The 13,265-nt window shown below is 61.4% G+C and carries 11 protein-coding genes; 3 read left to right on the plus strand and 8 right to left on the minus strand.

The window, feature by feature from the left end:
- Positions 1-25 precede the first annotated feature (25 nt).
- The 5 genes from ACNQ62_RS01465 to puuE are packed head-to-tail and all read right to left on the minus strand — an operon-like array spanning position 26 to position 5,475.
- Entirely contained in the window at positions 26-1,249 is a 1,224-nt protein-coding gene (locus tag ACNQ62_RS01465) for a urate hydroxylase PuuD (protein ID WP_005850221.1), read from the minus strand.
- An 11-nt stretch (positions 1,250-1,260) separates the two neighbouring features.
- Entirely contained in the window at positions 1,261-2,703 is a 1,443-nt protein-coding gene (locus ACNQ62_RS01470; protein WP_005850223.1) for a uracil-xanthine permease family protein, read from the minus strand.
- A gap of 59 nt (positions 2,704-2,762) precedes the next feature.
- Positions 2,763-3,254 (minus strand): ureidoglycolate lyase, encoded by a 492-nt coding sequence (locus tag ACNQ62_RS01475; protein WP_288959567.1) that lies wholly within the window; start codon positions 3,252-3,254, stop codon positions 2,763-2,765.
- Positions 3,251-4,066, minus strand: coding sequence for a bifunctional allantoicase/(S)-ureidoglycine aminohydrolase (locus ACNQ62_RS01480; protein ID WP_418094042.1), 816 nt, complete (start codon positions 4,064-4,066; stop codon positions 3,251-3,253). Before ACNQ62_RS01480 ends, ACNQ62_RS01475 begins: the two co-directional genes overlap by 4 nt.
- Positions 4,063-5,475: an allantoinase PuuE gene (gene puuE / locus ACNQ62_RS01485; protein ID WP_418094043.1), complete on the minus strand. Its 1,413-nt coding sequence runs from the start codon at positions 5,473-5,475 to the stop codon at positions 4,063-4,065. Before puuE ends, ACNQ62_RS01480 begins: the two co-directional genes overlap by 4 nt.
- 603 nt (positions 5,476-6,078) lie before the next feature.
- Between puuE and uraH the strand changes: the two genes are divergently transcribed.
- From uraH to ACNQ62_RS01500, 3 genes are all read left to right on the plus strand, one after another.
- Entirely contained in the window at positions 6,079-6,438 is a 360-nt protein-coding gene (gene uraH, locus ACNQ62_RS01490; protein ID WP_418094044.1) for a hydroxyisourate hydrolase, read from the plus strand.
- A gap of 93 nt (positions 6,439-6,531) precedes the next feature.
- Positions 6,532-7,533: a deoxyribose-phosphate aldolase gene (gene deoC, locus ACNQ62_RS01495; protein WP_037965258.1), complete on the plus strand. Its 1,002-nt coding sequence runs from the start codon at positions 6,532-6,534 to the stop codon at positions 7,531-7,533.
- A gap of 49 nt (positions 7,534-7,582) precedes the next feature.
- A complete protein-coding gene (locus tag ACNQ62_RS01500) occupies positions 7,583-9,922 on the plus strand; it encodes an aldehyde dehydrogenase family protein (RefSeq protein WP_418094045.1) in 2,340 nt (779 codons plus the stop codon).
- Between the two features lie 79 nt (positions 9,923-10,001).
- On the opposite strand, the gene ACNQ62_RS01505 is transcribed toward ACNQ62_RS01500, so the two are convergent.
- The 3 genes from ACNQ62_RS01505 to ACNQ62_RS01515 form a co-directional block, all read right to left on the minus strand.
- The gene (locus ACNQ62_RS01505) at positions 10,002-11,324 is read right to left on the minus strand and encodes a M16 family metallopeptidase (RefSeq protein ID WP_418094046.1); all 1,323 of its coding nucleotides are present in this window, start codon (positions 11,322-11,324) and stop codon (positions 10,002-10,004) included.
- The gene (locus tag ACNQ62_RS01510) at positions 11,321-12,664 is read right to left on the minus strand and encodes a M16 family metallopeptidase (protein WP_288959571.1); all 1,344 of its coding nucleotides are present in this window, start codon (positions 12,662-12,664) and stop codon (positions 11,321-11,323) included. The genes ACNQ62_RS01505 and ACNQ62_RS01510 overlap by 4 nt, the downstream gene beginning before the upstream one ends.
- A 92-nt stretch (positions 12,665-12,756) precedes the next feature.
- A complete protein-coding gene (locus ACNQ62_RS01515) occupies positions 12,757-13,260 on the minus strand; it encodes a DUF3035 domain-containing protein (protein ID WP_037965271.1) in 504 nt (167 codons plus the stop codon).
- Positions 13,261-13,265: the final 5 nt, after the last annotated feature.

Raw genomic sequence — 13,265 nt, forward strand, 5'->3', positions numbered from 1 at the left:
GGATGGTTAACGCTCGTCGGCGAGGTTAATCCTGTGTGGCTGCATTGAACCAAGCGACGATCTCGGCGCGTTCGCTGGCCTGCATATGGCTTAAGTTGGCAGGGGGCATCGCATCTGTCACGCCTGCTTGCAAATAGATCTGTTTGGCCGCGCTGGCGATCTGATGTTCTGTCTCAAGCCGGATGGATTTCGGCGGCCAAAGCAGCCCGTCCCACGCGGGTTCTGCCGCATGACACATGCTGCACCGACCGCGCACGATATCATGCACCCGGTCAAACCCTTCGGCCTGGGCAAAGCGCAGTGCGGGGCCGGTGGCCTCTTCCGGCTCGACGCTGCGGAACATCGGCGCGGTCGACAGCCACATGATCGTGACGAACAACAGCGCGGTGACCGCCCATGTCCATGTCGGATTGCCCTGACGCGCGTGCAGGCTGTTGAAGTAATGGCGGATCGTGACCCCCATCAGAAACACCAGTGCCGCAATCAGCCAGTTCATCTCGGATGCGAAGGCCAGCGGGTAGTGGTTGCTGAGCATCAGGAAGATGACCGGCAAGGTCAGATAGTTATTATGTGTGCTGCGCTGTTTGGCGATCTTGCCGTATTTCGCATCCGGCACCCGCCCCGCCTTGAGGTCGGCCACCACGATCCGCTGGTTCGGCATGATGATGAAAAACACGTTCGCCGACATGATCGTCGCGGTGAACGCGCCCAGATGCAGCAACGCTGCACGCCCCGAAAAGACCGAGGTATAGAAATAGGCCATACCCACAAGGATCACATAGAGGCCGATCATCAGCCGTGTGTTGTTATCGCCGAATTTGCTTTTGCAGATCTGGTCGTAGACCAGCCAACCAAAGCCAAGCGACAACAGGGAAATCCCCACTGCCTGCCAGTTCGCCAGTTCCGCGACAGTGGGATCGACAAGATAGAATTCCGCCCCGAGGTAGTAGACCAAGATCAACAAGGCAAAGCCGGAAAGCCACGTCGAATAGCTTTCCCATTTGAACCAGATCAGATCGTCGGGCATCTGCGCGGGGGCCACCAGATATTTCTGCACGTGATAGAACCCGCCGCCGTGGACCTGCCATTCTTCTCCGTCCGCGCCGGTTTTGAGGTTGCGGTCGCGGTGCAGGCCCAGATCCAACGCGATAAAGTAGAACGACGACCCGATCCACGCGATGGCCGTGATGACATGCACCCAGCGAACGGCAAACTCGATCCAAGCGCCAATGGCGGCCATATCGTACATGGGGTGGCTCCTTAGTGTAGCGTCTTGGGTGTATGCGGCAGTTTACCCTTGGAACTGCCCGACAACCCGCCCGAGACTTCCTCGGTTGATTCCTCTGCCAGTTCTTCGGGCAGAAGCAGGTTCAGTACAATAGCAATCAGGGCCGCGGGAAGCAGACCGCTGGTCAGCAGGATCTTGGCCGTGTCGGGCAGGTGTTGCACCGCGCCGGGTTCCAGCTGAAGCCCCAGACCGATCGAGATCGAGATGGCAAAGATCACCATATTGCGGCGGTTCCAGTCCACATCGGACAACATCGACATGCCGGCGGCCACGACCATGCCGAACATCACGATAACCCCGCCGCCCAAAACCTCGATCGGGATGGTGCGGATCACGCCGCCGACCTTGGGGACCAGCCCGCAGAGGATCAGGAACAGCGCACCGACGGTGACGACGTGGCGGCTCATCACGCCTGTCATGGCGATCAGGCCGACGTTCTGGCTGAAGGATGTGTTGGGCAGCCCCCCAAAAAGACCGGCGACGGCGGACCCGATCCCGTCGGCATAGGTCGCGCCCTGGATTTCGCGGTCGGTCGCTTCGCGGCCCGCGCCGCCCTTTGTGATCCCGGCGACGTCACCCACGGTTTCAATCGCCGAGATAAACGCCATCAGACAAAAGCCGATGATCGCCGCTGCCGAGAACTCGAACCCGTATTTCAGCGGATTGGGCAGCGCGAATGCGGCAGAGCGTGACCACGACCCGCTGATGTCACCAAAGCTGAGCATCCCCACGGCCAGCGCATAGATATACCCCACGATCAAGCCGATCAGCACAGCCGAGATCGACAGCATCCCACGGGTGAAAAACTTGATCCCCAATGTGACAAAGATCACCACCAGCGCGGCCGACCAGTTCAGCAGGCTGCCATAGGCGGGCGTGCCAATCGCGGGCACACCACCGGCAGCGTATTGGATCCCCACCTTGACCAGCGCCAGACCGATCATCGTGACCACCAGCCCCGTGACAAGCGGCGGCAGCGCAAATCGGATCTTGCCGATGAACAGCCCCAGAAAGGCGTGGAACATACCGCCGATCACAACCCCTCCGAACAGCGCGGCAAGCCCGTCCACACCCTTGCCCGCCACCAGAGGGATCATGATGGGGATGAACGCGAAAGACGTGCCCTGCACAATCGGCAGCCCTGCCCCGACAGGCCCCAGCGTCAGCGTTTGCAGCAGCGTCGCGACACCGGCAAACAGCATCGACATCTGGATCAGGTACAGCAGTTCGGGAAAGTCGGGCGAGTTCGACCCGAACCCAAAGCCCGCCGCGCCCGCGATGATGATGGCGGGGGTGACATTGGACACGAACATCGCCAGCACGTGCTGAACACCCAGAGGAATAGCGCGATACAGCGGCGGCATGTAATTGGGGTCGCGCAGTTGTTCCGGCGTGCCGATGGCGTGGCGTGTCATATCAAATGTCCCTTGTTGATCACTGGCCGCTATTTGTGCGGTCCGATTATCTGCGGGGTTTACCCCTTGATCACATAAGGCGGGTCCAGCGGGTATTCGTCAAGGTTGGGGCTGGTGCCGATGCGGTCCACCACGGCGAAAAGCCCGGGCTCTGCCAAAGGGGTAAGCACGCCGTGCCATGTCCCGCGGTGAAAGTTCACGCCTTGATGCGGTGCCGTCAAGAACGCCAGCGGTGTGCCGGGGGTATCGCCCTCGTCGGGTGCCACGATCACGAGAAACGGCGCGCCCGTCAGCGGCAGGAAGGCTTGCGACCCTTCGGGATGCCGTTCAAGCAGGTCCAACTGGTAGGGCAGACGACGGGCCTGCGCGTTAAAGATGCTGATGCCCGCGCGACCGTCGGGCCCGAAATCCAGCTTTGCCAGATCATGGTGCCGCCCACAAAGCCCCGCGTTGATGATCCGGTCCGGCGCGCCCGAGGCGTCCAGCACTTCACCGAAAGGGGCGAAGGCATCTGCGGTCAGGGGCTGCACAGTGATCTCGCGCGGGCTCATAGCGACAGCGGCATGTGGCGGTTCACGTCCTTATACAGCAGATAGCGGAAGGGTTCTTGCCCCGTTGCGATACAGGCCTGCGGACAGAAAGCACGCAGCCACATGAAATCGCCCGCTTCAACCGGCACCCAGACGCGGTTCAGCAAATAATCCGCCGTGCCCTGAATGACGTAAAGCCCGTGTTCCATCACATGGGTCTCTGCGAAAGGGATGCGCCCGCCCGGTTGGAAGGTCACGATATTGACGTGCATGTCGTGGCGCAGATCGCCTGGGTCCGCAAAACGCTGGGTCGCCCAAGCGCCATCGGTATCGGGCATGGCAATCGGTGCGACTTCGTCGTCATGGGTCACGAATGCTTCCGGCGCATCCAAGCCGTCCACGGGCACATAGCGCTTGCGCACCCAGTGCAAGCCGCAAGGCGTATCGCCGGTGTTCCACAGCGTCCATTTGGCCGCAGGGGGAATATAGGCGTAAGACCCTGCCACAAGATCATACCCCTGCCCGTCCAGCGTCAACCGCGCGCGGCCTGTGGCCACGAACAAGACCGCTTGCGCCTGCGCGTCCGGCTCGGGTGTGTCGCTGCCACCCTTGGGGGCAAGCTCTACCGCGTATTGCGCGAAGGTTTCGGCAAATCCTGTCAGCGGCCGCGCCAGCACCCAAGCGCGTGTGTTCACCCATCCGGGCAGCAAGCTGGTCACGATGTCCCGCTGCACCGAGGCAGGGATCACCGCGTAGGCGTCCGTGAACACAGCCGTGCTTTCAGGAGAGACAGTCTGATCCGGCAGACCGCCGGGGGGGAAGGCATAGGTCATAGCATATCCTCCAGCCGCAGCCGTGCGATCCGTTCGACCTGTGCGCATGCGGTGGTAAATTCATCTTCGGTTGCGTTGGCGATGCGGGTCTCGAACTGGCGCAGGATGCCGTCCTTGTCGTGATCCTTCACCGCGATGATAAAGGGAAACCCGTGTTTCGCGACGTATTGGCTGTTCAACGTCTCGAAGCGGGCGCGCTCGGCATCGGTCAAGGCGTCCAGCCCGGCGCTGGCTTGTTCTTGCGTGCTTTCAGCCGTCAGCCGCTTGGCCGCCGCCAGCTTGCCCGCCAGATCGGGGTGCGCGGTTAGCACGCCCAAGCGTTCCGCCCGCGTCGCCGACCGGAACATCCGCGCCAAAGCATTATGTATCCCCGCGACAGAGTTATGCGCGGGCCCAAGTTCAAGATCATACGCGCGTTCGGCGATCCACGCTGAATGTTCGAACACCCCGCCGAATTTCGCGACAAAGCTGGCGCGGTCCATTTGATCCAGACGCAGGCGCGGCTGAGGCGGATGGGTGACACGCCAATGGTCAGCGATGTCGATGCGGCGCGGCGTCCAGACGCCTTCGAACCCTTTGATGTAGTCGATAAAGCGTTTCAGCGCCTGTATCCGTCCGGGCCGCCCGATCAGACGGCAATGCAGCCCGACCGACATCATCTTGGCCTGCCCGGCGCTGCCTTCGGCATAAAGCGCATCGAAGGTATCGCGCAGATAGGCATAGAACTGATCGCCCGAATTAAAGCCCTGCGGCGTGGCAAAGCGCATATCGTTGCAATCAAGAGTATAGGGGATGATCAGTTGATCGCGCCCTGCTACCTGCATCCAATAGGGCAGATCATCGTCGTATGTATCCGAGATATAGTCGAAGGCCCCCGTCTCTGCCGCCAGCGCGACCGTGTTCACAGAGCTGCGCCCCGTGTACCAGCCACGCGGCGCTGTGCCGACGACCTCGCGGTGCAGGCGGATCGCCTCGTCCATATCGGCGCTTTCAACCTCGGCGGTGTGATCCTTGTAATCGATCCATTTCAGCCCGTGGCTTGCGATTTCCCAACCGGCTTGGGTCATCGCCTCTACCTGCTGCGGGGACCGCGCCAAGGCGGTGGCGACGCCATAAACGGTAACAGGGATCTCGGCACCCGTGAACAGGCGGTGCAACCGCCAAAAGCCCGCCCGCGCGCCGTAGTCATAGATGGATTCCATGTTCCAGTGGCGTTGCCCCGGCCAAGGGGCGGCCCCGACGATCTCGGACAAGAAGGCCTCTGACGCGGCATCCCCGTGAAGCAGACAGTTCTCGCCGCCCTCCTCGTAGTTCAGCACGAATTGCACCGCGATCCGCGCGCCGCCCGGCCATTGTGCATCAGGCGGTGTGGGGCCGTAGCCGTGAAAATCACGAGGGTAGCGTGTCATGGGATCGTCCTTTGGTCAGCGCCTGCGCGCGCGGGGAAACCGCGCGCTGCGGGCCGTTGTTTTAGTCAACCAACGGTTTTCTGGCACTGATTTTTCGCAATGTACAGCCAGCCAACCCTTCCCGAAAGGTCGGCCGGCTGCCAGATCGGCTCGAGTGGCCCTGCTCTCTTATAGCGAAAGTTCTAAGGCGCTGGCCGGCCTGAAACTCAAACACATACGGGGGGCATATCGGGCGGGAAAGTGAGTGGAAGGGGCCGCTCTTGCTGCGCCATGCAACACGAGTCCTGTCGGCCCCTGCCCAATGATCGTCGCACCACGTGCGACTTGCCCGATCATAAGAATTCTGTCCCCCAGAATACATACTCGGATTGTATGGGTCGCTGGCAGGCAACACCTCCGATTGAATGTTGTGTACCATATAGGCGCAGGATGATTCGCGGCTCAAGCAAAAACGATTCGGTAGGCGAATTATTTTTCACCATCGCCCGAATCACCGCCTCTTTCAGCGCGGACGCGCCCAGAAAGCCGCCCATCAATCCGCCATTGACCTAGCCCGACACCCGCCTATCGTAAGGGTCCAACGGATCAGGAAAGACCCCACCCATGGCAAACGGCTACTTGACGACGCATGTTCTGGACACCGCCCGCGGCCACCCCGCAGGCGGGCTGGAAATCACGCTTTACCGGATCGAGGGGGCCAACCGCATGAAGCTGGTGCAAATGACCACTAATGCTGACGGTCGCACTGACACGCCGATCTTGCCCAAGGGCCAGTTTGCGGCTGGCACCTACGAGCTGGTGTTCGAAGCCGGGGCCTATCTTGATGCCATCGGAGCGGAGCCCGAAGCACCGCGGTTCCTGGACCAGATCCCCCTCCGCTTTGGCATTTCGGATGCGGATGCGCATTATCACGTGCCGCTTTTGCTATCGCCGTTCGGCTATTCAACCTATCGCGGCAGCTGAACGCCGCTGGCGGATGTGACGTGAGGGCGCGATGCTTGCATTGCGCCGTTGCCCCGTGGCACATTGCCTGTCTGATCAGACAGGAAAGCGCCCATGTCCACGCATGTATATGACCCGACCGAACTGGCCCAAAGCCACCTGCCACAGGTGACGGAACCCCGCAATCCGGGGATGCCGCTGGATATGGATTGGGTGCGCGCCGTGCAGGTGAACTCCTCTGCGGTGGAGCGCCGCGCCGCGGGTTTGCCCGCGCGCCGTTCCGTGAAGAAAGACTATCAGGCCGCGTGGCTGCTGCGCGCTGTCAGCTGTATCGACCTGACCACGCTGTCAGGGGATGATACCGCCCGCCGTGTCGAGCGGCTTTGTGCGAAGGCACGTCAACCGATTGCGCCCGCGCTGCTGGACGCGCTTGGCATGTCGCAGATCACCGTGGGCGCGGTCTGTGTCTACCACGAGATGATCGCCCCCGCCAAAGCAGCACTGCAGGGCACCGGCATCCCGATTGCCGCCGTTTCTACAGGATTTCCCGCCGGTCTCTCCCCGTTCGAGCTGCGTCTGCGCGAGATCGAGATGAGCGTCGCCGCCGGAGCCGCCGAGATCGACATCGTTATTTCACGCCGCCATGTGCTGTCAGGCGACTGGCAGGCGCTGTATGATGAAATGCGTGCCTTCCGCGCCGCTTGTGGCGATGCGCATGTCAAGGCGATCCTCGCGACCGGAGAGTTGGGCAGCCTGCGCAATGTCGCGCGTGCCTCGCTGATCTGCATGATGGCGGGTGCTGACTTCATCAAGACCTCCACCGGTAAGGAAAGCGTTAATGCGACCCTGCCCGTAACCCTCGTGATGATCCGCGCGATCCGCGACTATTTCGACCGCACCGGCTTTCGCGTTGGCTACAAGCCCGCGGGCGGGATATCGAAGGCGAAGGACGCACTGGTCTATCTAGCCATGATGAAAGAGGAATTGGGCGACCGCTGGTTGCAGCCCGACCTCTTCCGTTTCGGGGCCTCGTCGCTGTTGGGCGACATCGAACGTCAGCTCGACCACCATGTGTCGGGCAGCTATTCCGCAAGCCATCGTCACGCCATCAGCTGAGCCGCGTGAAACCAATGTCGGATTTGAGTATTTTGAAAAGGGTGAACCCATGAGCGTGTCCGAAATCTATGAAACCATGGACTATGGGACGGCACCGGAAAATGCCGCTGACGCACTGGCGTGGCTGGTCGATCAGGACAGCCGTTTCGGGCATTTCATCGACGGCGCGTTCACCGAGGCGCGGGATGATTTCGAAAGCCGCAACCCTGCCAATGGCAATGTGCTGGCAACGTTGACGCAGGCCAGCCAGGCAGAGGTCGACACCGCGGTTGCCGCGGCGCGCAAGGCGCAGCCCAAATGGGCCAAGCTGGGCGGGCACGGACGGGCGCGGTTCCTTTATGCGCTGGCGCGGTTGCTGCAAAAACACAGCCGGTTGTTCGCCGTGCTGGAAACGCTGGACAACGGCAAACCCATCCGCGAGGCGCGCGATGTGGATGTGCCCTTGGCGCAGCGGCATTTCTATTACCATGCGGGCATGGCCCAGTTGATGGAGTCCGAGCTACCCGACGCAGAAGCGCTTGGCGTATGCGGGCAGATCATCCCGTGGAACTTCCCGCTGCTGATGCTGGCGTGGAAGGTGGCCCCTGCTTTGGCGATGGGGAATACGGTGGTATTGAAACCGGCGGAGTATACGTCGCTGACCGCGCTGCTGTTTGCCGATATCTGTGTGCAGGCGGGCCTGCCCAAGGGTGTCGTCAATATTGTCACCGGTGACGGTGCCGTGGGCGAGATGATCGTGCAGGCTGAAGTAGACAAGATCGCCTTTACCGGATCGACCCCTGTCGGGCGGCGCATCCGCGAGGCGACCGCCGGAAGCGGCAAGGCGCTGACGCTCGAGCTGGGGGGCAAGTCGCCCTATATCGTGTTCGACGATGCGGATCTGGATTCGGCCGTCGAGGGGTTGGTGGATGCGATCTGGTTCAATCAGGGGCAGGTCTGCTGTGCAGGCTCTCGCCTGCTGGTGCATGAGCCCGTGGCGGATCGGTTCTATGCCAAGCTGCGGGCGCGGATGGTGAAGCTGCGGGTCGGTGATCCGCTGGACAAATCCGTGGATGTGGGCGCGCTGGTGGACCCCGTTCAGGTGCAGCGCGTGACCGAAATGGTCGCCGTCAACACCAGTGGCGAGGTGTTTACCGCAGGCGATGTCCCCGCGACCGGATGCTATTATCCGCCCACATTGATCACCGGCATGAACCCTGCCGATCCCTTGATGCAGGACGAGATCTTTGGCCCCGTGCTGGTATCCACCACCTTCCGCACCCCTGCCGAGGCGGTCGAGCTGGCCAATAACACCCGCTACGGGCTGGCGGCGACGGTCTGGTCCGAGAATATCAACCTCGCGCTGGATATCGCGCCCAAGCTGGTATCGGGCATCGTCTGGGTGAATGGCACCAATATGATGGATGCGGCGGCGGGCTTTGGCGGTGTGCGCGAAAGCGGCTTTGGCCGCGAAGGTGGCTGGGAAGGGCTGGCGGCCTATACCCGTCCAAAAACCACGCAAAAACCGTTGAAAGAGATCACGGCCTTTTCCGGCAGCGGCACGCCAGCGGACCCGATCGACCGGACGGCCAAGCTTTATATCGGCGGCAAGCAAAGCCGCCCCGACAGCGGATATTCCGCACCGGTCTGGGGCAAGTCCGGCGATCTGCTGGGCCATGTCTCGCTCGCGTCGCGCAAGGATGTACGCAATGCCGTGGAAGCGGCTCATGCCGCAAAGGGGTGGAGCAAGACCACCGGTCATCTGCGCGCGCAAATCCTCTATTATATCGCTGAAAATCTGGCGGCACGCGGGGATGAATTCGCGCGGCGTCTGGATGCGATGCAGGGCGCTAAAACCGGTAAATCCGAAGTCGATCTCGCGGTCAAACGTCTGTTCACCTACGCGGCCTGGGCCGACAAGTATGATGGGCAGGTGCATGGTGTACCGATCCGCGGCGTGGCGCTTGCCATGAAGGAACCTGTGGGCGTCATTGGTGCGCTTTGCCCGGCGGAGGCACCGTTGCTGGGGCTGATCTCTTGCATGGCACCGGCGATTGCGATGGGGAACCGGATCATTTTGTCCGCCAGCGGCCCCTTCCCGCTTGCTGCGACGGATTTCGTGCAGGTGCTTGAAACCTCTGACGTGCCGGCGGGTGTGGTAAATATCCTGACCGGGCCGCAGAACGACATCGCCGAAACACTGGCGCGGCATATGGACGTGGATGCGGTCTGGAGCTTTGGCGACAAGGCGCAAAGCGAAACCGTTGAGCGGGCCAGCGCGCAAAACCTGAAGCGCACATGGGTCAACAACGGTATGGCGCGCGACTGGGACGGCGCAGAGGGTGAAGGCAAAGCGTTCTTGCACGCCGCGACCGAGGTCAAGAATATCTGGATCCCTTACGGCGAATAGCCTGCCGATGTCCTGAAACGAAAAACGGGCGCTGAGAAGCGCCCGTTTTTTGTGTCTAGTCCTGTGGTGAAAGCAGCGGTCAGTCGTTGTCCTGCGCCGTGGCCTCGATCCCTTCGGGTTGGCCGACAACAACAAAGGCCAGCCCGTCAGGGTCCAGCAGGTCGTCGGCAACACGTTTCACATCGTCCAGCGTCACCGCCTCGACCTTGTCGTTGCGCGTGGCGATATAGTCGATGGGCAGGTCGATCATCTGCATCCCCACAAGGATGCTCGCGATGGTCTGGTTGCCGTCAAAACGCAGCGGGTAGGAGCCTGTGATATAGGTCTTGGCATCGTCCAACTCTTGCTGGGTCACGCCCTCGGCCGCGGCTTTGGCCCATTCGTCCTTGATCACATCCATCGCCTGCCCGATCCGGTCGTTCGCCGAACTGACCGATCCTTGCCATGTTTCAGCCAGATCCATCGGCACCAGATAGGAATAGACGCCATAGGTCAGCCCGCGTTTCTCGCGCACTTCGGTCATCAGACGGCTTTCAAACGATCCACCGCCAAGCACTTGGTTCAACACGGTCGCGGCAAAGAAATCATCATCCTTCTGGGAAATGCCCTTTTGCGCAAAAATCGCGACGGATTGGGGCGTCGGGAAATCGACGACCGTGGTGCCCGACGGGATAGAGACCTCGGCCTGTGGGGGCAGCGGCGCACCGGTTTCGGGCAGATCGCCCAACAGTTCGTCAAGCATCAGGCCCAGCTCTTCTGGCGTGATGTCCCCCACCGCACCGATGAAGATACGGTCGCGCGCCAGCACAGCCTTATGTGCCGCGACAAGGTCATCGCGTGTCAGAGCGGTCACCGTTTCTTCAGTCCCGCTGAGCGGCGAGCCGTAGGGGTGATCGCCATACAGCAGCTCGTCCATCTTTTTGCGCGCGATATCGTTCGGGTCTTTCGCGCTGGAGCGGATCCCCGAAAGCACCTGCCCGCGCACCCGTTCAATCGCATCCGGGTCAAACCGAGGCGTCTGCAACGCCTGTTTCAACAACGCGATCGACGCGTCCTGATTTTCGGTGAGAAACCGCGAGGATACGGAGAGCGCGTCGTCATCCACGCTGAACCGAAAGCTGCTGGCCAGCCCTTCGGCGGCACGGGCGAAATCGCGTGCGTCCATGTCACCGGCCCCCTCTTCCAGCAGGCCCGTCATCAGGTTGATTGCGCCGCGTTTTTCGGGGGCATCCAGCGATGCACCGCCGCGAAAGCGCACATCAACTGCGACGAAGGGGATCGAATGTTCCTCTACCAGCCACGCGGTGATGCCACCGGGGGAAGTTACCTCTTGGATGTCGACCTCTGCCCGGGCGGGCAGCGCGGCCAGAACCGTCAGGACGATTGCGTAAAACAGTCTCATTCCGTCACCTCTTCGCGCATCAGCCACCCTGTGACGGAGGCTTCGCGGTTAAATACATCTTTGGCGGCCTGCATGATGTCTTCGGCTGTCACGGCCTCAAGCACATCCGGCCAATCCTGCACGTCCTGCACGGTCAACCCGATGGCAAGGGCGCTGCCATAGCGGTTAGCGACACTGTCGGCGTTATCGCGGGCATAGATTTGTTCGGCACGGACCTGTTGCTTGATCCGTTCAAGTTGCTCGGCATCCACCCCGTCTTTCATGAAACCCGCGATGGCGGCGTCCATGGCATCTTCGGCGTCCTGCAAGGACACGCCCGGTTGCGGCACAACGACAAGGTTAAAAGTCGTATCGTCCAGCGATTGGCCACTATAGAACGCCGCTGAATAGGTCGCGACAGGCGCGTCAAACTGCAGTTTTTCGGCGAAATAGGATGTGGTGCCACCGCCCAGCAGTTCGGCCAACATGGTCAGGGCCGCTGCGGTTTTCTGGTCACCGGGATCCCGTTCCTGCGCCAGATAGGACCGGCTGACGTATTCCTGTGCAACGCGGTCATCGCGAAAGATCAGGCGACGTTCGGCGGTCTGTGGCGGCTCTTGCGTCCGCGATCGGTCGGGCAGATCCGGATTGGCGGGGATCTTGCCGTAATATTGCTCTGCCAGGGTGCGAACGTTTTCAGGCTCTACATCGCCCGAGACGACAAGGATCGCGTTGTTGGGGGAGTAATACAGCTTGTAGAAATCCAGCGCATCCTGCAGGTCCAGCGCGCGCATCTCGTGCATCCATCCGATGATCGGCGTGCCGTAGCGGTGGTTGAGGTATTGCGCGGCATTAAGCTGTTCACGGAACAGCGCGCTCGGGTCATTTTCGGTGCGCTGGTTGCGTTCTTCGATAATCACATCCCGTTCGGTCGCGATGTTTTCCGGTGTCAGACGGATGTTTTTCATCCGGTCGGATTCCATCTGCATCATCAGTTCAAGCCGGTCTGCGGCAACCCTTTGGAAATAGGCGGTATAATCATAACTGGTGAAGGCGTTATCGCGCCCGCCATTCTTGGCAACCGTCGCTGAAAACTCGCCCGACTCCATCTTGTCGGTGGCTTTGAACAGTAGGTGTTCAAGAAAATGCGCCACGCCCGACGACCCTTTGGGTTCGTCCGCCGAGCCAGCGCGGTACCACACCATCTGCTGCACAGCGGGGGCGCGGTGGTCTTCGACGACCACGACCTCCATCCCGTTGTCCAAGGTGAAATGCGTGACGTCTTCGTTGTCACGCGCAAGCGCGGCTGTGGTGGGCAGCGCAAGCGCCAATAGGGCCCCGAGGGCCGGTAATCTGATCATGGTCGGTCCTTTGAGCAGGGTCCTGAGACCTCTTACTTACGCCACCCCACGGGGTGATCAAGGGACCTAACAGAATTGTAATTCGGCCAGCGTCACTCTGCCGGAGGGGCGGAGGGCGTGCGTGCACCGGCCCGACGCCAGCGCGCGGCCTCGCGGGGGGCATCCAGGATCTGGCGTTTGTAGGCTTGGTCGTAGCGATCTGTCGGCACGATCTTGATCTGCGTGAACCGCGCCTTGCGCTTGCGGAACGCAGCATCGGTTTCGGCAAGTTCCTGACGTATGTTCGCCGACACGCCCATGCGGCTGGCCTGTTGCACCAGCGCGGCATCCGAGGCGGGGATGCCTGTTGCATTGCTTTGCGGTGTGCCGCCAAAGGCCAGAACCCCTTCGGCAATCGCGTTGCGGTCCGTCAGGTTCGCCTGCCCCGGCGTTGGCACGGGCAGCGCGTTATAGCTATCAGGCTGCTGCAAGGGTTTAGAGGGCTGGACCATGAATTCGTCAGGCCCTTTCGCAGTGCTGCGAATGTCCCGCAGGCCAGTGTTGCCGCAGGCCCCAAGGGCAAGCGGTAGCAAGACAAGAGCGGCGACAAAGCGCATGACGG

Source organism: Sulfitobacter sp. SBS6 (assembly GCF_048285585.1).
GTDB lineage: Bacteria > Pseudomonadota > Alphaproteobacteria > Rhodobacterales > Rhodobacteraceae > Sulfitobacter > Sulfitobacter pontiacus.